A 21,990-nucleotide genomic window follows, 5' to 3' on the forward strand; every position below is an offset into this window, starting at 1 on the left:
AGGAGAGTCGAAGGGCGGCGTCAGTCGCTGGCCGAGTCGCCGCTGGCCGGCGGCGAGAACTCAGGGTCCCCGTATTGAGAGTCCGAGCGGTCGTCGGCGAGGTCGTCTGCGGCGGGGGTCTCCCCGTCCGGGAAGTAGCATGCGGCGCGGTGCTCGCCGCTTCGGACGGTATCGAGTCCGGGCTCGCTCTCGCGACACGCGTCTTCCGCCTTCGGGCACCGCGGAGCGAAGACGCAGCCCGACGGGAGGTCGACCGGATTCGGTGGCTCGCCGTCGAGCAGAACGCGGTCGCGGTCGACCGTCGGGTCCTTCTCGGGAGCGGCCGCGAGGAGCGAGGTGGTGTACGGGTGTTTCGGCTCGGCCGCGATGGACTCGACGTCTCCCTCCTCGATGACCCGACCGAGGTACATAATCGCGAGACGGTCCGACACCTGCACCAGACTGGCGAGGTCGTGGGAGATGTAGACGATGCCGATGTCCTCGGTGTCCGCGAGTTCACGCAGGAGGTTCAGCAGGTTCACCTTCAGCGACACGTCGAGCATCGACGCCGGCTCGTCGCAGATGAGGAAGTCGGGGTCGAGAACGAGCGCCTTGGCCACCGCGACGCGCTGACGTTGGCCCCCCGATAGCTGGTGCGGGTACTGGTCGAGGAACTTCCGCGCGGGCGTGAGCCCGACTTTCTCCAACGTCTCGATGATGGCCCGTTCGCGCTCGTCGGTCCGGTAGTCGTGGATAGTGAGCGGTTCGCCGACCAACTGCCGAACCGTCTGTCTCGGGTTGAGCGAGTCGAAGGGGTCCTGGAATATTATCTGAACCTTCCGGCGGAACTCGCGCATGTTCCCGTCCGCGTAGTGCTCGTAGGGCTCGCCGTCGAAGACGAACTCGCCGCCGGTCGGCTGTTTCAGGAGCGCGATGGTCTCGCCGAGCGTCGACTTCCCACAGCCGGACTCGCCGGCGATGCCGAGGATTTCGGACCGCCGGACGCGCAGGGAAACGCCGTCGACGGCGCGGACGTAGTTCGGGTCGTTCCCCCTGAGTTGCTCCAAGAGCGGCTGGCTCTGCTCGTAGTACTTCTCGAGACCGTCGGTTTCGAGGAGCACCTCGCCGCGGTCCGATTCGTCGTGACTGTCGGGGATGCCCCACGTCTCCGGGTCGGTGGCATCGCGCCGCATCTGGGCGGCTTTGGTGACGTGGTGGCACGCCGAGCGGTGGTTACGGTTCGGCAGGTCGACGAGGTCCGGATGGGACGCCTCGCATTCCTCGGTCGCGAACGGACACCGGTCCTTGAAGACGCACGCGCTGGGTTCCTCGCTCAGGTTCGGCGGTGACCCCGGAATCGAGACGGGGTCTTGGTCGCCCTCCTCTATCTCCGGGAAGGAGTTCTTCAGCCCCATCGTGTACGGGTTCGTGGGGTTCACGAGGACGTTGTCGACGCTTCCCTGTTCCATGGCTTTTCCGCCGTAGAGGATCGAAAGCTCGTCGCACGTCTCGGCGATGACGCCGATTTCGTGGGTGATGAGCAGCAACGAGCTGTCCATCCGGTCCTGTATCTCCAGAATCTTGTCGATAATCTTGTCCTGAACGATGACGTCGAGCCCCGTGGTCGGCTCGTCGGCGATGATGAGGTCCGGTTCGAGCGCGAGCGCCATCGCGATGGTCACGCGCTGGCGCATCCCCCCGGAGAACTCGTGGGGGTAGTCGTCGATTCGGTCGGGGTCGAGTCCGACGATTTCGAACAGCTCTCGGACCCGCGAACGCGCCTTGTCGTCGGTGACGTTCCGGTGGGTCTGAATCGCCTGCCGAATCTGCGCGCCGGTGGACATCACCGGGTCGAGCGAGTCCATCGCGCTCTGGGGGATGTAGGCGATGTCCTCCCAGAGCACGTCGCGACGCTCGCGCTCGCTGAGGCCGGTCAGGTCGCGGCCCTGGAATTCGATGCTGCCGGATTCGACGGAGCCGTTGCTGGGGAGGAGACCGAGAACCGCCTCGGCGAGCGTCGATTTCCCCGAGCCGGATTCGCCGGCGAGGCCGTAGTTGACGCCCTCGTCGATGCTGAACGACACGTCGTTGACGGCGTGGACGGTTCCGCTGTCGGTCGAGTACGTGACCGTGAGGTCTGTGATGTCGAGGAGGCTCATTGTTCGGTCTGAATCTCCGGGTTGATGACTTCTTCGTAGGCGCGGCCGATGAGGAACACCGAGGTGGTGATGGCTGCGATGCCGAGTGCGGGCGGGAGCACCCACCACCAAGCGACGCGCATGTTGCCCGATTCGAACACCTGTCGGAGCATCCGGCCCCAACTCGTGACGGTCGGGTCGCCGAATCCGAGGAACGCCAGGCTGGCCTGCGCGGCGATGGCCCACGCGATGCCGTAGGCCGTGTAGAGAAAGCCGATGGGGAGCACGTTCGGCGCGACGTGGTAGAGCATCGTCCGCAAGTCGCTCGCGCCGCTGGCGCGCGCCGACTTCACGAAGGTGCGCTCTCTGACGGAGAGGACCTCGGAGCGGACGACGCGCGCGGGCATCTTCCAGAGGAACGCGACGATGATGCCCGTCATGAGCCAGACGCTCGGCGTCACGAACGTCAGGAGTAACAGCGCCATCGGCGTGAACGGCAGCGAGAACGTGAGGTCCGTGAGACGCATGAGAACCTCGTCGACCCAGCCGCCGTAGTAACCGCTGACGAGCCCCACGAGAAAGCCGAGCGCACCGGTCCCGATACCGCCGAACAGGCCGACGATGAACGTCGGTTGCGCGCCGGCGAGGAACTGGCTCAGTACGTCTTTGCCGTAGGCGGTCGTCCCGAACGGGGCCGCGCCGGTCGGTTCGGACAGCCGGAGCATCGAGCCGGCGTCGTCGCGGACGGTGTGCTCGATGGGGTCGTGCGGGGCGAGCGCGGGGCCGAGGAGGCCGAGGAAGACGAACGCCGCGACGATGAGGACGCCGGCGAACGCGAGGCGGTCGCGTCGCAGGAACGTGAACTGGTCGCGGAGCGTCTCCGCGACCCCCTCGACGCGCTTTTTCAGTTCGGCTTCGGGCTTCGTCTCGGTGCTCACGCGGCACCACCTCCGCTGGTCGAGACGGTCGGGTCGAAGTAGGCGTACAGCACGTCGGCGACGAGGTTCGCCACGATGACCGCGAGCGCCATGATGAAGACGGCGGCCTGCACCAGCGGGTAGTCCTGCTGTTGGATGGCGAGCACGAGTTCGCGGCCGATGCCGGGCCAGCCGAAGACGACTTCGAGCAGGATGAGTCCCTGGAAAATCATCCCGAGACGCAGCGCGAAGTAGGTCAGAATCGGCAGCATGGAGTTCCGACCCGCCCGCGCGAGCTGCTGCATCTCCGAGAGCCCCTTCGCGCGGTGGAGCTTGAGGAACTCAGAGCCCCGCTTTTCGACGACGCCGTTGCGTGCCAACAGCAGGAAGTCGCCGCTGTAGTACAGCACCGACACCGTAAACGGCAGGATGTAGTGGTGCAGGAAGTCGAGCGAGGCGAACGTCTCGACGTAGCCCTCCGGCGAGGCGCTGATAGAGCGCATCCCGAATGCGGGCACCAGTTCGAGGTTGTACGCGAAGATGATGACGAACAGGATGCCCGTGATGAACACCGGCGTCGACCGGAGGAACGTCGTGGCGATGATGCTGAGCTTCTCCAGTTTGCTCCCGCGGTTCCAGCCGACGTACATCCCGAGCAGGGAACTCAGGACCGCCGTCGTCACTAACGCGGGGACGAGCAGGATGAGCGTGTTGACGAGCCGCGGGGCCAGTACCCCCCAGACGGGCTGGCTCCGCAGGATGGAGTAGCCGAACTGGAACAGCAGGATGCTCTGGAGGTAGCTGAGGTACTGCCGCCACATCGGCTGGTCGAGGCCGTACATCGCTCGAATCTCGGTGATTTGCTGCTGGCTCAGGTTGCCCGCGGTGACGAGGGATTCGAACGGACTCCCCGGGAGCAACCGCAAGACGACGAAGATGACCGAGACGGCCACGAGGGTGAGCACGATGGAGATGGCGAGCCGCTTTGCGAGAAACCGCTGGAACTCGCTCACGGTCGGACCCCCCAACGCCACGAGTGAGTAGTGTTCGACATGCGTGTCACCTCACGAGAAGTCCGCCTGTCCGAGCTCGTCGCGGCGCTTGTGCATGTTCCCGGGCTGAATACGCTCGACGAAGGCGGCCCACGCGTCCCCGTTGGGGAACCGGAGGTTGCCGTCGTCGTCCCGCGTGTAGCCGGCCTGTTCGAGGAGCGATTTCGCCCCGTCGATGTCGAACTCGTAGTGGGTGGTATCCGACGTGTGCCACGGCGTGAGGTCCGAAATCGGGTTCTCCCCGCTCGGGACGGTCGCGCGGTCCTGCAGCACGTCGGCAGCGAAGCCCTCGGTATCTATCGACTTGGCGAGAGCGACGCGGAACTCCTTGTCGCGAACGAGCGGACAGGAGAACATCAGCTTCGTGTCGAGCGGCGCGAAGTTGCCCGAGGTCATCTTCTCGACGCCGGCGGTGCTCGCGGCGCGGTCGGCCTGCGAGTTCGAGAGCGTCGTGCCGATGGCGTCGATTTCGCCGCCCTGCAGCGAGCCGATCATGGAGTCGATGTTGCCGACGTTTATCCAGATGACGCGGTCGACGCCCTCGCCGGTCGTGGCCTGGTCGCCGAGCACGTCTGCCCGCCAGTCGTCGTCGAACATCCAGTGACCCTCGTTTTTCGACACCTCGAAGCGAGTACCCTGCTCCCAGTTTTCGTACGTGAACGGCCCCGTGCCGACGGGCGACTCGGGGTTGTGCTGAGACGGGTTCTCCACGTCCTCCCACTTGTGCTTGGGGATGATGACGCTGCGAACGACGCGCTGGGTCATGAACGCCGCGTCGGGGCCCTTCAGATTGAACCGAACCTCGTGGTCGCCGAGCACCTCGACCGACTCGACCGGCTCGTAGAACGGCGTCTGACTGGTCGAGGAGTGTTCCTTGTACAGTTCGACGGTGAACTTCACGTCCTCCGCGGTGAACGGCTCGCCGTCGTGCCACTCGACGCCCTCGCGAAGAGTGAGTTCGACGGTGGTGTCGTCGACGAACCCGCCGCCGGTCGCCAGCGCGGGGACGACTTCGAGGTCCGGCGTGGCGTCGAAGAGGCCGTCGTAGATGAACGTCAGCCGCTTCGCCTCCGCGCCGCCGGCGGCCCACGGGAGGTTCAGCGAGTTCATCGAGGTGGTCACGCCCTTGATGTAGGTCCGGTCGTCGGTCTGGGGTTGCAGGTTCACCTCCGACCAGACGAACGAGTCCTTCGTCGGGCCGTTACCCGGCGTCTGGACGTAGCCGCTCCAGCGCTCCGTGTTGACCGCGGTGATGATATCGGGGAACAGCGTAATGAGCGCGCCCACGTCCTCGCTGAAAATGCGCTGCGCCTCGGCGACGAGCTCCTCGCGCTCGGGTCGGTCGGTCGTCTGACTCTGTTCCGTCAGCACCTCCTGCAGGTCGGGGTGGTAGTAGTTGTCGTAGTTCGAGAGGCTCGTCTCGCTCCGCCGCATCAAAAGCGGGTTCGGGTCCAGCCCGCGTTGCGGGTCCGGACCGTGGGTACTCATCGAGATGATCGCTTCGAGCCCCTTCGTGTCCCAACTCTGGGCGTACAGTTGGTTCAGCGGTCGATCGTTGAGTTGCGTCTTGACGCCGAGGGCGTCGAGCCCACGCTGGACCATGAGCGCGTGTTCCCGCATCCACGGGTCGTCCTCGCTCGAAAATTCGAGCGGGACGGGGTCCAACACCGCACCCGCGGTCGCGCTGTAGTCGAGCGGCGGTTCGTCGGCGTCGATGGTCTCCCACTCGCGCCAGTACTTCGTCTCGACCGTCTCCGGGGTTCCAGAAGGAACGTCGGGAGTGAGGCTCGACCCGCCGTCAGTCCCGCCGTTCCCGCTCCCGCCGCCACCGGTACACCCGGCGAGTCCGGTCACGCCGAGGGCGGTCGCAGTCGCCGCCACGTAGTCGCGTCGCGTAAGGCCAGTTCCACGTTCGACACCCGAACTATCACGATTTTTCTCCGACATTGCGACAGCCTGTTATGGAGTATCTTCCATGGTGCTGTTCCCGATACGCCCCGATATCTATCGTTCTTTATATACTCGGTCGCCGAGATGCGGCAATATTCTCCAACAAGGGCTGAGCTACTCCTGTCGCGGACCGTAGATGAGTTCGAGCAGATTTCGCTCCGCGGTCCGGAGTCGTTCGCTCAGCGTGGACTGAGCGATACCCAGTTCCTCGGCGAGTTCGGTCTCAGAGGTCTCCCGCGGAATGTGGAAGTAGCCGTGGTTGAATGCCGTCTCCAGAACCGCGAGTTGGTCGTCGGTCAGCTTAGAGATTAACACCTCCTTTAATCGGCCGCTGTCGAGCGGTTCACCCGGGGCTTCGTCCTGCGTCACGGAGCGGAGTTCGAACTCCCCGAGCGTCTCCTGAATCTCGTCGGCGAGTTCCCTGAAGTGGTCCCAGTCCTGGGCGGTGGCGACGACCTCGAAGACGCCGTCTTGGAGGACGATGCGGTTCGGAATCGTCTCCTGTCTGAGAACCAGTCCGAGGATGAACGGGTACGACTCGTTGGCGAGAATCGTCACTCGACGTATCTGCACGTCGGTCGAGGCGGTCGGAATCTCCTCGTCGTAGAAGACGGTCACGCCCGAGATGTCGGCGAGGAGGGACTCCACGTCGAAGGGGGCGTTCGAGGCGATGGTGAGCGACTCGATCCACGTCCCGTCCTCGACGTAAAACGCGTTGTCCAACTCGATGCTCCGGGCGTCTCGCAGACGGCGGTCTATCTTCGACATGACGCCGGTCGGGGCCGTCGTAAACTCAACACGTAAGATGCGAACTCACCCGTACCGGGCAGATACCGCTCACCTACAAATAGCCCGGTGGTTGTCGCAACGGGGGGCGTCACCGAAACCTGGATTCGCGCGGACGGGTCGGTGCGCCGGTCGTCGACTCAGGCGACGAGCGGCCAATAAAAGAGCCACGAGAGGGTCACGACGACGAGCGACAGGCCCATCGTCACGAACCCGAACAGCGTCACGTCCCGATTCGTCAGCGGTCCGCGGTCTAGCGAGACGAGGACGGCAGTCGTGTTGAACGGGAGAATCGTCGTCGACCCCACCACGAGGAGGACCGCGAGTCCGAGGTAGAGCCGCGTCACGCCGAACGTCTCCGCGAATCGCAGCACGATGGGGAGAATCACCACGATGGCGGCCGACCCGGTCGAAAACAGCACGCGAACGGTGACCGCGAACCCGAGGAGCAGTCCGACGAGTTGCCAGTGACTGAACGCCTCGAACGGGACGAACCGCGCGAGGAGGTCGACGACGAGCGCGATAGTTTGGGTCGCTTCCAGGGCGTCCAGAATCGACAGCGTCGCGCCGATGAGAAAGAGGACGCCCCAACTGAGTCCCTTGACGTCGTCGGCGTCGATAACGTCGACTCCCGGAAGCGCGAGGACGGAGACCGCGGCGACCGCCGGGAGAATCTCGGGAAGTCCGGCGAACGACCCAACGACCCACGCGAGGACGGTCCCGGCCATCACCGCCGCGACGAGTCCCTGTTCGCGGGTCAACTCGCCGTCGGCGGACGCATCCGCAATCCCCGACGTGCCGGGGTCGACAGTCGAGTCGGCGTCGACGGTGTTGAGGAGACCGGCAGCCGCGGCGGCCAGTACGTAGAGCGCCACCGTGGGTGGGACCATCAAGACAGCCCACTCGACCCACGAGAGCGGGCGGACGCTCGTCGCGAGGATGCCCGAGGTGACGAGCGCCATCCCGCCGCCGGTCATGAGCGCCATCGACGCGATGGGGTTGATGTGACCCAAGAGGAGGAACGTCGCGCGCTCGAACCCGCTTCCCGACGGGAGGTCGAACTCCTCGGTTACCTCCTCGACGATGGGGATGAACGCGACCGCGCGGGCCATCGCCGACGGCATGAACAGCGCCAGCACGAGGACGTTCCGCGCGATGGAACGAAACGCCCCGCGGGGGGTGCTGTCCGGGGACAGCAGTCGGTTCGCTAACTGGGTGTCCAACCCCACCGACCGGACCGCGTTGCCGAGGAGTAACAACACGAGGAGGAAGTAGACGAGCGAGGAGGTGAAGCCGCTCACCGCGGCCTCGAAGGAGTCCACGACGCCGAGAGCGTACAACAGGGAGACGCAGGCCAGACTCGAAATCGCGTACGGAACCGGCTTCGTCAACCAAAGCAGGAGCGCGACGACGAAAACCGAAAGCGCGTACTGCGACCGAACCGGAAGGACGGAGACGGGGTGGAGGCCGACGACCGCGAGGAGCAAGGCGGCGGCGACCGCGAGCGTCACCGTCTGCGACGAGAGTTCGGGGGCGCGCAGCCCTCGACCGGGCAACCAATCTATCACGAACGTACCTGCACACAACGGGTCCAAATAGCTACTGCCGGCGACAATTCGGGCCGCCAGTCGGGGGGAGAGCGCGAATCGAGTCGATACAACCCCCAGAATGAATAATTTGGATTATTTAGATAATTTGAGTTGTCCAAAGAGTCGGAGTAACCATAATTATTTCAACTGCGCCGAGAATCTCGCTATCACGGATATCCCCATCATGTCACGTGCAGTCAGCGTCTGTCTCCTCAAAGGCGGTATCGGCAAGTCGACGACCTCCATCAACCTCGCCCGCGAGCTCGCACACCGGGGCAGCGACGTACTGCTCGTGGACCTCGACCCGAACGGACACACCACGACGGGGCTCGGATTCGGCGAGGAGTTCTACTCGGAAGCGCACCTCGGCGACGTGCTCCTCGACGACGCCGAGTTGGAGCCGCGGGAGCTCATCTTGGAGACCGAGTTCGAAATCGACCTCCTCCCGTCGAACGACCGCATCGAGCAGGTCGAGTCGGACCTCGGCGGCGTGATGATGGGGTCGGCGCGGCTCAAACAGCGCGTCATCGACCCGCTTCTCGGCGACGACTACGACTACGTCGTCGTGGACTGCCCCGCGGCGCGCGGGAAACTCAACGACAACGCGCTGTACGCCACGCAGAACCTCGTCTTACCGATGCGCCCCGAGTCGGGTGCGCTCTCGGGGCTCGAAAAGACGGTCAAGCGGCTTATCACGCCCGCGCGGGAGCACTTCGACCTCGAAATCCTCGCGGTCGTCCCGACCGACCTGCGGGACCGAATCGACCACGACCGCCCGACGAGACGGCTCGTGGAGGCGCTCGTCTCGAAGCCGAACATCGCGTCGAAGCTCCCGAACTTCGCGTACACCGACCCGGAGGTGTTCGAGGCCATCGACGACGGCGAGTGGGACGACGACCTGCCGAAGCCCGGAATTCGGCACCGCTCGGCCATCGACGCGTCGATTCGAGAGCACATGCCGCTTCGGGACTACGACAGCACCTGCGACCAGTTGGCGTGCTACGACGAACTCGCGCAGATCGTCGAAGAAGGCGAGGTGGCCCGATGAGCGAAGACCCCTTCGGCGACCTCGACGCCGCGATGGGGAGCGGGGAGTCCGCGTCGGAACCCGAATCCGAACCGGAGCCCGAGGGTGCTGACGCCAACGACGCGGCCGAATCGGAAGTGGAGCCAGAATCGGAACCGCTCGACGAAATCGACCCCCGCGAGCGCCCCGCCTTCGAGTTCGACGAGACCGTCCACAAGGCGCTGTACGTGCTCGAAGCGGTCGCCGACGAGTTCGACGACATCATCACCTACGACGTGGAGCGCGAACTGACTCGCGACCACGGACTCAAGGGCGTCACGAAGAGCGAACTCCACAACGCCGCGCTCGCCGTGGCGACCGAACATCCCGAAGAAATCGTCGAACGCGTCCTCGAACAGCGCGGCGTCGACAACGACGAGAGTTCTGAATAATTCGGATAATCCGCCTTCGTCAAACCTCTTAGCGCCGGACAGAACACGTGCGGAACGACAGCGGGAGCGAAACGCCCGTGACAGCGCTAGAGTAGTGTGACGGCCACCCACGACTAAAGTCGTGGGCTTCCCACGAGCAAAGGCCCGCTGGTTTGGGAGATTTAAGGTTTGCACACCGACCGGGTGCAGGCACCGCCACGATACCGTTACTCCTATCGTCTCCCCGTAGGGCGGATTCGGAGGTACTTGGTTGTTTAACGTCGGTATCCAACCTATTTCGAAGGGGATACCTTCGACTGTCGGTTGGGGAATCCGATACTGTCCAATTGTCCCGGTATGGGCGCGGACGTGCCGCGTCGGATAGCACCCAATACAACAGCGAACACGTTAACAGTATCGTGCGCCGATTCAGCCCACGACTTCAGTCGTGGGCTTTCTCGGCTAATCTCGGTAACGCGAGAGGAACCGGCGCTCACCGAATTATCTTGTCGCGGCCGGGGTCGAAGAGCGGCCCTGACCGGACCGTCGCGGAGTAGGCGTCACCTTCGTACCGGATTTCGACTTCCTGTCCCGCGCTGGCGTACTGTTCGGGGAGGTAGGCGTACGCGATGCCGGCGTCGATAGTGTAGCCGTAATCCGCCCGACAGCAGTAACCGACGACGTCGCCGTCGGCGAACACCGGGTGGCCCGCGTCGACGACGGCCTCCTCCTCGTCGAGCGTTATCGGGACGATGCGGTCGCTCGGGCTGTCGTCGTTTTTGTCTTCCACGAGCGCCGCCTTCCCGACGAAGTCCGTGTCGAGGTCGACCGCGAAGCCGATGCCGGCCTCGTACGGGTTGTGTTCGGGCGTGAGGTCCGTCCCCCAGAGACGGTACCCCTTCTCCATACTCGTCGAGTCGAGCGCGGCCCAGCCGACGGGAGCGATGTCGTACTCCTCGCCGGCCTCCCGAATCGCGTCCCAGAGCTGGCACCCGTACTCGGTCGGGGCGTAAATCTCCCAACCGAGTTCGCCGGCGTACGAGAGTCGAAGCATCGTCACGGGGATGCTCCCGAGATAGGTCTCCTGTGCGGAGTAGAACGGGAATTCGTCGTTCGAGAGGTCGGCCTCGACGAGGTCCGAAAGCACCTTCCGGGAGTCGGGCCCGAAGACGCCGATACCGGTCCGACTGGAGACGTGCGCGGTCACGTCGACGGAGCCGTCGTCGGGCGCGTGTTCTTTGACCCACCGCGAGTGGAGCGTCGCCGAGCTTCCGCCCCCGGTGAACAGCACGAACCGGTCGTCGTCGAGACGGGCGACCGTCAGGTCGGCGAGCACGCCGCCGTCTTCGTTGAGCATCGCCGAGTAGCGCATCCGGCCCGGGGTGACGTCCACATCGTTCGTCAGGAGCCCCTGCAGGAACTCCAGCGCACCCGGTCCCGTCACTTCGATGGGCGTGAAGGTCGTCATATCGACCATGCCGACCTTCTCGCGGAGGTGCTGGTGTTCCGCGCCGTGGACCTTCGACCAGTTCTGCGAGAGCCAGTCGGGGCGGTCCGGAACGTCGTACGTTTCGAGGAGCGTCTCGTTGGACTCGTACCACTGCGGGACCTCCCAGCCGTCGCTGTCGTAGAACTCCGCGCCGAGGTCGGCCTGCCGGTCGTAAAACGGGCTCCGGCGGAGGGCACGCTGTCCGTCCGGCTGTTCGCGCGGGTGGATGAGCTGGTACACCTCCCGGTACTGTTGTGCCCCGCGGCCGTAGGTGTACTCTCGGCTGCCCGTGTGAGACTGGAACCGGGAGACGTGCGCTCCGGAAGCGTTGACTCGGGAGCCGTCGAGCCGCGGCGTCCCGTCCTCCATCCAGCTGGCGACGATGTCGCCCGCGCCGCCGGACTGCGTGACCCAGACGGCGAGCGCCCACCAGAGTCCCTCCGTGTCCTCGTCCGGCCCGAGGATGGGCATGCCGTCGGGGGTGAACGAGAACATCCCGTTGATGGCGGAGGTCCACTCGCAGTCCGCGAAGCCGGGGACGAGTTCGCTGGCGGCGTCGAACGCCGACCGGTCGTGGTCCGGGTGGGTGTTCTCGTAGAAGTGCTCCTCGGTAAACTCGCGGAGAGACGGGTATTCGAGTCCGAGGTCGTCGAGCTTGTCGGGACCGTAGATGTCCGACGGGTCGACGAGGAGCGACTCGTGGTTGTACGAGCCGATACCGTAGCGCTCGCCGTGCTGTCGGTAGTACAGCGAGTGGTCTTGGTGCCGAAGCAGCGGCTGTTCGATTTCGCGCGACGCGCCATCGAGTTCGTCCAGTTCGTCGGAGACGAGATACTGGTGTGCGCAGGGCACGAGCGGGATGTCCGTGCCGACCATCTCGCCGAACAACGGCCCCCAGATGTTCGTGGCGACGAGCACCTCGTCGGCCTCGATTCGGCCGTGTTCGGTATCGACCGCATCGATACTGCCGCCGGAGATGTCGATGTCCGTGACCTCGGTGTGGCCGTAGAACTCGACGCCTGCCTCACGTGCCTGCTCCGCCATCGACTCGGCGGCACTAACGGCGTCGGCCTTTCCGTCCGACGGGACGTAGTACCCGCCGTAGATGACGTCGGAGTTTATCTGCGGGACGCGCGCTTCGACCTCCTCGGGCGTGAGAAGTTCGCCCTCGTCGATGCCGTACGACTGCCCCCACTCGCGCTTGCGTTTGAGGAAGTCCCAGCGCGCCTCGGTGTAGGCGACTTCGATGCCACCGCACGTCCGGAAGTCGCCGAACCCGTCGTAGAGGTCGCGCGTGTACGACGCCATCTCTGTCATCAGCTTGTTCCCGGCCGTCTGGAACACGAGTCCGGGCGCGTGAGACGTCGAGCCCCCGGTCTCGAACAGCGGTCCCCGGTCGAGGACGACGACGTCGTCGCGACCCGACTCGGCGAGGTGATACGCCGCGCTACAGCCGACACAGCCGGCCCCGACGACGACCGTTCCGGCGCGTTCGGGAAACGTAGACCATGTGCTCATATACCAAACAGTAGTGACCGCGGCCTTCGGATGTCTCTCCGGGTCCACTATCTGAGGTGTATAAGTTCCGGGGGAGACGAGAACCGGGTCTGGCCACGGACGAGCGTCACTCGCCAACGAGTATTTCTCGCCGACGAGCGTCACTCGCCGACGAGGTACTTCTCTCTGAGGTAGATAACGAGGCTGGCGCTCAGGAACGCGAGACCCGCGCCCTGTAGCTCACCGACAGTCATCGCGAACAGCGCGACGACGAAAAGGAAGACCGCGAACGCCGCCGAAGCGACAGCGAGCGCGTTCATCGATAGCGTAGAGTCATCGATTCGGTGCTTCCGTTCAGTCGTCCGTCGTCCCGGATTTCTCTCGGATGTTGGTCACGACCGACGTCCGAGACCGACCGACGTCGATGTCGATATCTTCGTCACCCAGGTTCTCTATCCGCTCGGCGAACTCCTCGGACTGCAGGAGTTCGTACTCCTTGTCGAGGCCGAGATAGACCGTGTAGCACGTGACGACGAGGACGATAGCGAACGGGAATCCCGTCGCGATAGCCGCCGTCTGGAGTGCGTCGAGCCCGCCGCCGTAGAGGAGAAGCGACGCGACGACGCCCTCCGTGACCGCCCAGAAGATACGCTGCGTCCGCGGAACATTGTGTTTGCCGCCCGACGTGAGATGGTCGACGACGAGCGACCCCGAGTCTGAAGAGGTCACGAAGAACGTCACTACGAGCGTCACCGCGAGCAGTCCCGAGACGGCGCTGAACGGGAACTGTTCGAGGAGCGCGAACATCGCGACCGTCTGTCCGGCCTCGCCGTAGGTCGCGAGGACGACGCCGTTGCCCTGAAGCGAGTTGAACAGGGCGCTCCCGCCGAACGCCGAGAGCCAAACGGTCGAGAACAGTGACGGCAGGACGAACACGCCGAAGACGAACTCGCGGACCGTCCGTCCCTTCGAGATGCGCGCGACGAACATGCCGACGAACGGCGACCACGCAATCCACCACGCCCAGTAGAACACCGTCCAACCGTTGACGGTGGACGCACCGCCGCCGAGCGTGCCGGTGAAGAACGCCAACGAGAGAAAGTCGCTGAAGTAGTTTCCGAGCCCCTGCACCCACGCGCCGAAGATACTCATCGTCGCGCCGGCGACGAGCACGAACGACAACAAGACGAACATCAGAAAGACGTTCAGCGTGCTCAGACGCCGGATGCCGTCTTCGAGGCCGGCCGCGACGGATGCGGTGGCGATGAGAGTAATCACGGCGATGAGCCCAATCTGCATCCCGGTGTTGTTCGGAACGCTCAGGATGCCGAGCATGCTCTCGCCGAGGATGTACGATAGACCCGTGTTTATCTGTGCGACGCCGAGTCCGAGCGACGTGGCGAGGCCGAACAGCGTCGCGAACACCGACACGAGGTCGATGAGATGGCCCGGCCAGCCGTAGATTCGCTCACCGAGGAGCGGCCAGAAAATCGACCGGAAGGTGAGCGGAAGCCCCCGATTGAACGAGAAGAACGCGAGCCCCAGTCCGACGAGGCCGTAGATGGCCCACGGGTGGAACCCCCAATGGAAGAACGTCTGGGTCATCGCAGCGATGCCCGCGCCACCGGACCCGGCTTCGGCGTCGAAGAAGCCGGGGACGTTGGTGAAGTAGTACAGTGGCTCCGCGACGCTGTAGAACATGAGTCCGATACCCATGCCCGCGCTGAACAGCATCGCCATCCACGAGAAGTCGCTGAACTCCTTTTCGGCCTCGACGCCGCCGAGGGTTATCTCGCCGTACTTACTCAGCGCGAAGTACGCCAAGACGACGATAAAGAGATTGACCGACAGGAGGAAGAACCACCCGAAGTTACCCTCGAAAAAACCCCTGACGCCCGAGTAGACGCTCGCCGCCTGCTCGCCGAGGACGAGCGTCACGGCGACGAAGGCGCCGATTATCAAGAGCGCGGCCGGGAAGACGACGGGGTGGATGTCGAGCCCCCAGCGTTGGATGTTCCCATCACCGGGTTCGCGCTCGGTCTCCGGGTAGAACAGGTCCGCCTGTAGTTCGCTCGTAGACCGGTCGGCCGAGTCGTTGCTATTCGGCATTCGATACACCCTCCGTTAGGAATCGCCTCTGGAATTCGTGTACGCTCATATCGTTGTCCCGCTGTGGGGCCACCCGCGGTCACCGTCGAGGTCGGCGCCTGCTCCGACGCGTCCACTCGAGCTATGACACGAGCCCACACCCCTCACGATTCAACCAACCCATCGGTATTACACATCTTAACCGATAGTCTTCGATAATAGTGGCATTTATACGCAAATAGAGGAACGTTGCGAAAGTTATATCCTCAAATCGGTTGACGGGGTGAAACCGAAAGCCGCGGTCGTCACTCGAACCTGTCGAGCGAGAACATGTCGAGCGGCAGGTCGCTTTCGCCGTCGACGGCGAGGTCGGCGAGGATTTCGCCGATGACGCTGGCGAACTTGAAGCCGTGTCCCGAAAAGCCGGCCCCGACGGCGACCTGCGGGTGGTCGGGGAGCGTGTCGAGGATGAAGTGTTCGTCCGGCGAGTTCGTGAACATGCACGTCGCGAGCGACATCGTCGGCCCCGCGGCCTCCGGGAAGTACTTCTCCGTGACGTCCCGGAGTATCGCCTCGTCGGCGCGGTTCGGCTCGCGGTCGAAGTCGTCGGGGTCGACTTCCTCGTCGCGGTGGTGGTACTTGCCGAGTTTGAAGCCCGGCACGTCGTGGACCGGGAACCCGTAGAACCGACCCTCGGGGACGCTGAGGTTCCAGACGGGGAACTCCTCGGGCGCGAACGTCGACGGCGACTCCGGTTGGAACCACGCGAGCGCCTGTCGCTCGGGGACCGCAAGCCCGTCCAGGGCATCGGCGAGTTTGTAGTTCCACGCGCCCGCGGCGAGCACGAGCGCGTCCGCGACGTACACGCCTCGGTCGGTGCGGACGCGCACGCCACCGTCGTTCGTCTCCGCCCAGTCTTCGACTCGCTCGCGGGCGCGAATCTCGGCACCCCGCGCCTGCGCCGCCTCGGTGTGCGCGATAATCGCCTGCTCGGGGACGATGAACCCGCCGTCCTCTTGATAGACCGCCCGGTACTCCTCGGGGAGTTCGTAGCCGGGGAACCGCTCGTTGACTTCCGCACCGGTCAGCACCTCGTGCGGGATGTCGTGTTCCTCACAGGAACGCTTCGAGCCGGCGAACACGTCGTTGTCGACCGGCCCGGCGTCGATAGAGCCGGTTCGGTGGATGACCTCGCGCCCGGTCTCGTCGGCCAGGTCGTCCCAGAGGTCGTACGCCCGTTCGATGAGCGGGACGTACGAGGGGTGTTCGTAGTACGCGCGCCGGATGATGCGCGTGATACCGTGAGACGACCCCTGCGAGTGGGGAATGTCGTATCGTTCGAGACCGACGACGTCGAGGCCGCGGTCGGCGAGGTGGTACGCGGTCGCGCTTCCCATCCCGCCGACCCCGACCACGGCGACGTCGTATCGGTCGTCGCGGACACTCATTGTGTCCGTCGGTTCGGAACGTCCCCCCTTCACTCTTGACCTGTATCACGGAGCCCCTTTTTCCGTCGTCCGACTCAAAACCCGTCGAGAGCGTCGCTGACGGCCGAACCGTCGCGCCACCGCGATTATCCACCGCCACTTATACGGGTCCACTATTCCCGACGAACCCTTTTCCAAAGATGTGTGTTTCTTCCTCCCATGACACGGTGGAACAACAATCGTGACGAAATCGGTGCGGTTAGCGCCGACATCACTGCGGAAACGAACGCGTTGCCGGCGAAGTACTTCACGGACCCCGAGGTCCACGAGATGGAAAAGGAGAAAGTGTTCGGTCAGTACTGGGTCTACGCGGGTCACGCGACCCACATCCCGGACGCCGGCGACTACTTCACGCGAACCATCGGCGGCAAGCAGATAATCGTCACCCGCGATGACGACGGCGACGTACGGGCGTTCTACAACGTCTGTGCCCACCGCGGGTCGAAGATGCTCGACGACACGCCGATGACCGACCCCGGAAGCCTCAGTCGAATCACCTGCCCGTACCACCTCTGGGCGTACGAACTCGACGGGTCGCTCCAGAGCACTCCGAAGAGCTTCGAGGAGGCGAGTCTGAACCCCGACCTCGACGACGACGCCGTCAGCGAACTCGACCCCGAAGAGAACGGCCTCATGGAGGTCAATACGGACGCTATCGGGCCGCTCGTGTTCGTCAACTTCGAGGACGAACCGAGCCTCTCGCTGGCCGAACAGGCCGGGTCGATGAAGACCGAACTCGAAGACCTGCCGCTCGGCGAGTACGAACACGCCCGCCGCTACGTCTCCGAAGTCGAGTGCAACTGGAAGACGTTCAGCGGGAACTACTCGGAGTGCGACCACTGTCAGGCGAACCACCAAGACTGGGTCCGGGGACTCGAACTCATGGACTCCGAACTCGAAGTCAACGACTACCACTGGGTGCTCCACTACAAGCACAAAGAGGACGTCGACGACGAGATGCGCATCCATCCCGAGCACGAGGCCAAGTTCTACTACTTCTGGCCGAACTTCACGGTCAACATGTACGGCACCGCCGACGGCTACGGCACGTACATCATCGACCCCATCGACGAGGGGCGCTTCCAACTCATCGCGGACTACTACTTCCGCGACGCCGACCTCTCGGAAGAAGAAGAGAAGTTCGTCCAGACGAGCCGACAGCTCCAAGAGGAGGACTTCGAACTCGTCGAACGGCAGTACGAGGGGCTCAAGTCCGGCGCGCTCGGGCAGGCACAGCTCGGTCCGAACGAACACACCGTCCACAAACTCCATCGACTCGCACAGGACGCTTACAATGCCTGACGACGAGGATGCCAAACTAGCCGAAAAACCACGCGCCGGCGTCGTCACCTGCCCGGCGTGCGACCTCCACGTCTCCGTCGCGGAGCCGAACGACGCCGTCGAACTGTACCGACGACACGCGAACGTCACCGGCCACGACGTCGAGTGGGAGCGCGTCGCGTTCGACGCCGAGGCCGAGAGCGACGACGCGAAGGAGGCGCTCATCGAACTCGGCGAGGACCACCCCGACGGCGTCGCGCTCGGGCGACTCGCCGCGGCGCTCGCAGACAACGGCGTCGCCATCGGCGAAACGCTCGACGCCGTCCGCAACCTGCGGATGAGCGGTGAAATCTACGAACCGCAGGACGACTACGTCCTCGCCGTCTGACTCCCACACCTTTTTTGCGGGGCTCACCCGGTCACTCGTCGAGAAGAATCGACTCGACCAGCTCCGCGGTCCCCCGTCTGATGCGCCCGCTGACGGCCGTCGGCGAGATGTCGAGTACCTCCGAGAGGTCGTCTAACGCCGCCTCTCGCGGCTCCTCGAAATACCCGTGTTCGTAGGCGGCGACCAGCGCGTCGCGCTGTGCGTCGGTGAGTTTGCTCGGCTCGCCGTTCATCCAGCCGTCCTGTCGGAACATCCGGTTCAGCTCGAAGGTGATGTCCTTCGCCTCGCAGTACTCCCACAGCTCCGAGAGCGCCTCGCGGTCCGATAGCTGGAGACGGACCCGCCAGCCCGCCGTGTCGTTGCTGCACGCGTCGAGCATGAGCCCGCCGAGCTCCGTGACGATAGGCGAGAGGAGAATCGCGTCCGTCGTGTGTCCGATGCGATACACCGCGGCGTCGTCTCGCTCGGAGACGAGTCGCCAGTCGCTGACTGTGTGGTCGACTTCTAACGCCGCTTCGAACGCCGAGCACTCCGCGCCCTTCACGACGAAGAAGAACAGGCCGGTCTCGGGGTCCGTCGCGGACTGCGAGACGACGTCTATCTCGCTCGCGGCTTCCGACCGAATCGTCGGCGTCAGCGCGAGGTCGTCGTGCGCGATGTCGGCAACAGTTATCAAACTCATCGTGTCTTTACCTCGTAGTCCAAGGGGTTCGAGACCGAGCAAACCAGAGCGTCGGATCGGTTGAAGTACGCGAAGTCGTTTCGACGTTCGCGGTGAAAACGTTTCTCGTGAGCACGATATAGTAGTTTGAACAGCAGATTCTTGTTAATAGTTTTCGCCGCATATTCTGTGGGACTATATAAATCCACTCAGTATTCCACACCGCTTTTCAGGGAGTCCCGGCGCGTCCGTGGTGACCGAGACGGACAATGAGTGTGGGCACATCGCTTCGGCGACTGGGCGAATTCCTCGAAGAATGCGAGCGGACGGACGCCGCGAGCGTCCAAGAGTCGTCCGTGGCGGTCACGGAGACGGGCGCGTCGGCGGACGTCGAGTTCGCGCTCTCGTCGAGCGCCGGCGGCGGCTCCGGCGTCGGAGTCCGAGGGACCTCTCTCGACTCCGACGGGACGATTGGGCTCACGCTCGAAGTCGACGACGTGTTGCCGAGCGGTCGCGAACACGTCGCCGTCGATGCCGCGGACGTCTCGCTCGACGGGGAGCCGTCGGTCGTCGTCACGGTTGCGGCCGATTCGACGCCGACGGCTCCGAAGGAGACGGGCGACGCCGATACCGAGTCACCCGAGACCGTCCGGAACCCGAACGTGCCGGCGTTCGAAGACACGCCGTACCTCGAAACCGTGTACGCGCGGTACGAGACGTTCGAGCGGATGGCCGACGCCTTCGAGATGGACGTGACCGACGAGACGGTCCGCAGGTACATGATAGACCAAGGCGTCCACGAGCCGTCGTCGTATGAAACGTCGCTCGCCGGCGAGCCGGCGGCTATCGAGCGAGCGCCGACGCCGGCCAACGACGCCGGCGAATCGCCCGAGGCGCTCGCCGACGGCATCGGCCTCCCCGAGTCCGTCACAATCGACCAACTCGCCGACGCCGCCAACGACGCCAAGACCGTCTACGAGTTCGGGAAGGTGCTTGGCCTCGAACGTATGGACGCGCTCGAACTGCTCCAAGACCTCGACTTGCTCGAATTCGTGATGGGCCGTCTCACCACCGACGACGACCCCGATGTGAGTCGAGAGGACGTCGTGGCGCGCATCAGAGCGTCGGCCGGAGAGAAGTAGCGGCGTTACTCGACCGCGGCGATGGCCTCGATTTCTACGGCCGCACCCTTCGGCACGTCGCCGACGCCGACCGCGCTCCGTGCGGGCGGTTCCACGTCGAAAAAGGCGCTGTACGCCTCGTCGAACGCGTCGAAGTCGTCGATGTCGTCGAGGAACACAGTCGTCTTGAGCACGTCTTCCGGCGTCAGCCCCTCGGCGGCGAGGATGGCCTCCACGTTCCGAAGGCACTGGCGCGTCTGTTCTTCGACCGATTCGTCGTCGAGCAGTTCCCCGTCCGGGGTGAGCGGGAGTTGCCCGGCCGTGACGAGGATAGAGCCGTTCGTCGTCGCTTGACTGTACGCGCCGACCGCGGCGGGCGCTTCGTCGGTATCGATGATTCGCTTCACGGGGAGAGTGTCGGCGTTCCCGTCCTTCAAGCTGTGTCCCGACGGAACTCGCACGAGGTATCAAAATAATAATAGTTTGTGCTGAGATCGCGAGAGCGACCGAAACCGACGAGCGACGCGGCTATCGCCGGGCCGAAACGTCGTCGACCGCGTAGCCCGCGTCTTCTATCGTGTCCACGACGGCCGCCGCGTGTTCGGCTCCTTTCGTCTCGATACGGAACAGGAGGTGCGCCTCGCCGACGTCGAGGGCGTCGACGGCGCGGACGTGGCGAACGTCGTGAATGTTCGCGTCGCGGTCGGCGATGAGTCGGGAGAGCCGCGCCATCTCGCCGGGTTCGTCTCGGATTCGGACCCGGAGGCGCAGCGTCTGCCGGCGGCTGGTGAGCGCATGGACGAGCACCGTCTGGAGCATCGTCATGTCCAGATTCCCTCCGCAGAGCAGCGGCATGACGGTCTCGCCCTCGACGTCGAGGTGGTCGCTCAGCACGGCGGCGACCGAGGCGGCACCGGCACCCTCCACGACCTGCTTGGCGCGTTCGAGCAAGAGGAGGATGGCCTCTGCGATTTCCCCGTCGGAGACCGTGACGACCTCGTCGACGTGTTCCTCGATGGTTCGGAGCGTCAACTCCGAGATGCCGCCGGTCGCGATGCCGTCGGCGATGGTGTTCGTGTCGTCGAGCGTCACGGGAACGCCTTTGTCGAGGCTCTCGTGGACCGTTTCCGCGCCCGCGGCCTGCACGCCGACGACGCGAATCTCGGGGTCGTGGTGCTTGATGGCGGTCGCGATACCCGAGATGAGCCCGCCGCCGCCGGTGGGGACGACTACGGTGTCCATCTCGGGGAGGTCGCGATACATCTCGACGCCGAGCGTTCCCTGCCCGGCGACGATGTCGCAGTCGTCGTACGCGTGGACGAACTCGGCGCTCGACTCCTCGGCGAGCGACTGCGCGTACGCCATCGTCTCCTGGAAGTCCTCGCCGACGAGTTCGACCGCCGCGCCGTAGTCGCGCGTCGCGTCGATTTTCGTCTGCGGGGCGTTCTCCGGCATCACGACCGTGGAGTCGGCTCCGCACTCGGTCGCGGCGAGCGCGACGCCCTGCGCGTGGTTGCCGGCGCTCGCGGCCACGAACTCGTCGATTCCGCGGTCGGTGTCCTGTCGAATCTTGTTGTACGCGCCCCGCGTCTTGAACGACCCCGTCCACTGGAGATGTTCCATCTTCAGGTAGACGTCCGCGCCGACGAGGTCGCCGAGCGAGGTGCTCCGCTCTATCGGCGTCCGCTTGACGACGCGGTCGTTTTCGAGTCGCTCGCGCGCGCGTTCGATATCGCGGTACTGTACCGGGAGCGACTCCGTCTCACTCATCGGCGACTCACCCCGGCGGTCGGTCGCACGGCGCGCCGGGACGGCAGGCGCGTGTCGCCTCGGGTTCGGGACTGTCCGTAAACTGTGATAGTTCTTAGCACGGTATGTGAGAAACGTGACGAAGTTCCAATATAGAGCTATCGCCGGTCGGCGCTCGTCTGGGTGAGAACCGAGCACAGTACATGCCGTTTTTGGCAGTCAACAACCTCAATTCGGATTATTCGCAGACAGCCACAACGGGCGCTCGTCGCGCCTCTCGGCCCGACCACAGAACATATTCGTTCTGTCAAGTTGTGGTTCTCGCCCGGCGTTCCACCCTCGTCTCGGGGGTCGGCGAAGCGTTATACCGCAGAGTCGAGA

18 protein-coding genes are annotated in these 21,990 nt (G+C 64.5%); 5 read left to right on the forward strand and 13 right to left on the reverse strand.

Annotated features, from left to right (window positions below):
- Positions 1 to 20: 20 nt before the first annotated feature.
- From BN984_RS16235 to BN984_RS16260, 6 genes are all read right to left on the reverse strand, one after another.
- The gene (locus tag BN984_RS16235) at positions 21 to 2,138 is read right to left on the reverse strand and encodes a dipeptide ABC transporter ATP-binding protein (RefSeq protein WP_049968739.1); all 2,118 of its coding nucleotides are present in this window, start codon (positions 2,136 to 2,138) and stop codon (positions 21 to 23) included.
- Positions 2,135 to 3,055, reverse strand: a complete 921-nt coding sequence (locus tag BN984_RS16240) for an ABC transporter permease (RefSeq protein WP_004041131.1) — start codon at positions 3,053 to 3,055, stop codon at positions 2,135 to 2,137. The genes BN984_RS16235 and BN984_RS16240 overlap by 4 nt, the downstream gene beginning before the upstream one ends.
- Positions 3,052 to 4,047 carry an ABC transporter permease gene (locus BN984_RS16245; RefSeq protein WP_049913740.1) on the reverse strand — a complete coding sequence of 332 codons (996 nt, stop codon included), beginning with the start codon at positions 4,045 to 4,047 and terminating at the stop codon, positions 3,052 to 3,054. The genes BN984_RS16240 and BN984_RS16245 overlap by 4 nt, the downstream gene beginning before the upstream one ends.
- A gap of 51 nt (positions 4,048 to 4,098) precedes the next feature.
- The gene (locus BN984_RS16250) at positions 4,099 to 5,967 is read right to left on the reverse strand and encodes an ABC transporter substrate-binding protein (RefSeq protein WP_008097063.1); all 1,869 of its coding nucleotides are present in this window, start codon (positions 5,965 to 5,967) and stop codon (positions 4,099 to 4,101) included.
- 183 nt (positions 5,968 to 6,150) lie between these two features.
- Positions 6,151 to 6,804: a helix-turn-helix domain-containing protein gene (locus BN984_RS16255; RefSeq protein ID WP_004041134.1), complete on the reverse strand. Its 654-nt coding sequence runs from the start codon at positions 6,802 to 6,804 to the stop codon at positions 6,151 to 6,153.
- 158 nt (positions 6,805 to 6,962) lie between these two features.
- Complete coding sequence (locus tag BN984_RS16260) at positions 6,963 to 8,333, reverse strand: SLC13 family permease (RefSeq protein WP_008097067.1); 1,371 nt, start codon at positions 8,331 to 8,333, stop codon at positions 6,963 to 6,965.
- Between the two features lie 262 nt (positions 8,334 to 8,595).
- On the opposite strand from BN984_RS16260, the gene BN984_RS16265 reads away from it, so the two are divergent.
- Together BN984_RS16265 and BN984_RS16270 are read left to right on the forward strand one after the other, a co-directional pair.
- On the forward strand, positions 8,596 to 9,459 hold the full coding sequence (locus BN984_RS16265) for a ParA family protein (protein ID WP_049968740.1): 864 nt from the start codon (positions 8,596 to 8,598) through the stop codon (positions 9,457 to 9,459).
- Entirely contained in the window at positions 9,456 to 9,869 is a 414-nt protein-coding gene (locus BN984_RS16270; RefSeq protein ID WP_008097069.1) for a hypothetical protein, read from the forward strand. The genes BN984_RS16265 and BN984_RS16270 overlap by 4 nt, the downstream gene beginning before the upstream one ends.
- A gap of 472 nt (positions 9,870 to 10,341) precedes the next feature.
- Here the strand turns inward: BN984_RS16270 and BN984_RS16275 are convergent, their stop codons facing one another.
- The 4 genes from BN984_RS16275 to solA all read right to left on the reverse strand — a co-directional run bounded on the left by BN984_RS16275 (position 10,342) and on the right by solA (position 16,370).
- Positions 10,342 to 12,855: a GcvT family protein gene (locus BN984_RS16275; RefSeq protein WP_049968741.1), complete on the reverse strand. Its 2,514-nt coding sequence runs from the start codon at positions 12,853 to 12,855 to the stop codon at positions 10,342 to 10,344.
- A gap of 140 nt (positions 12,856 to 12,995) precedes the next feature.
- Complete coding sequence (locus tag BN984_RS19835) at positions 12,996 to 13,154, reverse strand: hypothetical protein (protein ID WP_008097074.1); 159 nt, start codon at positions 13,152 to 13,154, stop codon at positions 12,996 to 12,998.
- A gap of 34 nt (positions 13,155 to 13,188) precedes the next feature.
- Complete coding sequence (locus tag BN984_RS16280) at positions 13,189 to 14,943, reverse strand: BCCT family transporter (protein ID WP_008097076.1); 1,755 nt, start codon at positions 14,941 to 14,943, stop codon at positions 13,189 to 13,191.
- 284 nt (positions 14,944 to 15,227) lie between these two features.
- On the reverse strand, positions 15,228 to 16,370 hold the full coding sequence (solA, locus tag BN984_RS16285; protein ID WP_008097077.1) for an N-methyl-L-tryptophan oxidase: 1,143 nt from the start codon (positions 16,368 to 16,370) through the stop codon (positions 15,228 to 15,230).
- 198 nt (positions 16,371 to 16,568) lie between these two features.
- Between solA and BN984_RS16290 the strand changes: the two genes are divergently transcribed.
- Together BN984_RS16290 and BN984_RS16295 are read left to right on the forward strand one after the other, a co-directional pair.
- Positions 16,569 to 17,711, forward strand: coding sequence for an aromatic ring-hydroxylating oxygenase subunit alpha (locus BN984_RS16290; protein WP_008097078.1), 1,143 nt, complete (start codon positions 16,569 to 16,571; stop codon positions 17,709 to 17,711).
- Positions 17,704 to 18,078: a hypothetical protein gene (locus BN984_RS16295; RefSeq protein ID WP_049968742.1), complete on the forward strand. Its 375-nt coding sequence runs from the start codon at positions 17,704 to 17,706 to the stop codon at positions 18,076 to 18,078. Before BN984_RS16290 ends, BN984_RS16295 begins: the two co-directional genes overlap by 8 nt.
- Before the next feature lie 31 nt (positions 18,079 to 18,109).
- Here the strand turns inward: BN984_RS16295 and BN984_RS16300 are convergent, their stop codons facing one another.
- Entirely contained in the window at positions 18,110 to 18,760 is a 651-nt protein-coding gene (locus BN984_RS16300; RefSeq protein ID WP_008097082.1) for a helix-turn-helix domain-containing protein, read from the reverse strand.
- Between the two features lie 248 nt (positions 18,761 to 19,008).
- Between BN984_RS16300 and BN984_RS16305 the strand changes: the two genes are divergently transcribed.
- Positions 19,009 to 19,881, forward strand: a complete 873-nt coding sequence (locus BN984_RS16305; RefSeq protein WP_049968743.1) for a hypothetical protein — start codon at positions 19,009 to 19,011, stop codon at positions 19,879 to 19,881.
- Positions 19,882 to 19,886: 5 nt separating this feature from the next.
- On the opposite strand, the gene BN984_RS16310 is transcribed toward BN984_RS16305, so the two are convergent.
- Both BN984_RS16310 and ilvA read right to left on the reverse strand, forming a co-directional pair.
- Positions 19,887 to 20,267 (reverse strand): Rid family detoxifying hydrolase, encoded by a 381-nt coding sequence (locus BN984_RS16310; protein WP_004972257.1) that lies wholly within the window; start codon positions 20,265 to 20,267, stop codon positions 19,887 to 19,889.
- A 121-nt stretch (positions 20,268 to 20,388) separates the two neighbouring features.
- Positions 20,389 to 21,630 (reverse strand): threonine ammonia-lyase, encoded by a 1,242-nt coding sequence (gene ilvA, locus BN984_RS16315; RefSeq protein ID WP_049968744.1) that lies wholly within the window; start codon positions 21,628 to 21,630, stop codon positions 20,389 to 20,391.
- Between the last annotated feature and the right edge of the window lie 360 nt (positions 21,631 to 21,990).

The sequence above is a fragment of the Haloferax prahovense genome (assembly GCF_000723845.1).
In the GTDB taxonomy this organism is placed as follows: domain Archaea; phylum Halobacteriota; class Halobacteria; order Halobacteriales; family Haloferacaceae; genus Haloferax; species Haloferax prahovense.

Excerpts from the sequence above, each read along its gene's own strand:
- BN984_RS19835 (WP_008097074.1), bottom strand. The coding sequence starts at position 13,154 with ATGAACGCGCTCGCTGTCGCTTCGGCGGCGTTCGCGGTCTTCCTTTTC.
- BN984_RS16290 (WP_008097078.1), top strand. The coding sequence starts at position 16,569 with ATGACACGGTGGAACAACAATCGTGACGAAATCGGTGCGGTTAGCGCC.
- BN984_RS16280 (WP_008097076.1), bottom strand. The coding sequence starts at position 14,943 with ATGCCGAATAGCAACGACTCGGCCGACCGGTCTACGAGCGAACTACAG.
- solA (WP_008097077.1), bottom strand. The coding sequence starts at position 16,370 with ATGAGTGTCCGCGACGACCGATACGACGTCGCCGTGGTCGGGGTCGGC.
- ilvA (WP_049968744.1), bottom strand. The coding sequence starts at position 21,630 with ATGAGTGAGACGGAGTCGCTCCCGGTACAGTACCGCGATATCGAACGC.
- BN984_RS16255 (WP_004041134.1), bottom strand. The coding sequence starts at position 6,804 with ATGTCGAAGATAGACCGCCGTCTGCGAGACGCCCGGAGCATCGAGTTG.
- BN984_RS16270 (WP_008097069.1), top strand. The coding sequence starts at position 9,456 with ATGAGCGAAGACCCCTTCGGCGACCTCGACGCCGCGATGGGGAGCGGG.
- BN984_RS16305 (WP_049968743.1), top strand. The coding sequence starts at position 19,009 with ATGAGTGTGGGCACATCGCTTCGGCGACTGGGCGAATTCCTCGAAGAA.
- BN984_RS16300 (WP_008097082.1), bottom strand. The coding sequence starts at position 18,760 with ATGAGTTTGATAACTGTTGCCGACATCGCGCACGACGACCTCGCGCTG.
- BN984_RS16295 (WP_049968742.1), top strand. The coding sequence starts at position 17,704 with ATGCCTGACGACGAGGATGCCAAACTAGCCGAAAAACCACGCGCCGGC.
- BN984_RS16275 (WP_049968741.1), bottom strand. The coding sequence starts at position 12,855 with ATGAGCACATGGTCTACGTTTCCCGAACGCGCCGGAACGGTCGTCGTC.
- BN984_RS16235 (WP_049968739.1), bottom strand. The coding sequence starts at position 2,138 with ATGAGCCTCCTCGACATCACAGACCTCACGGTCACGTACTCGACCGAC.
- BN984_RS16265 (WP_049968740.1), top strand. The coding sequence starts at position 8,596 with ATGTCACGTGCAGTCAGCGTCTGTCTCCTCAAAGGCGGTATCGGCAAG.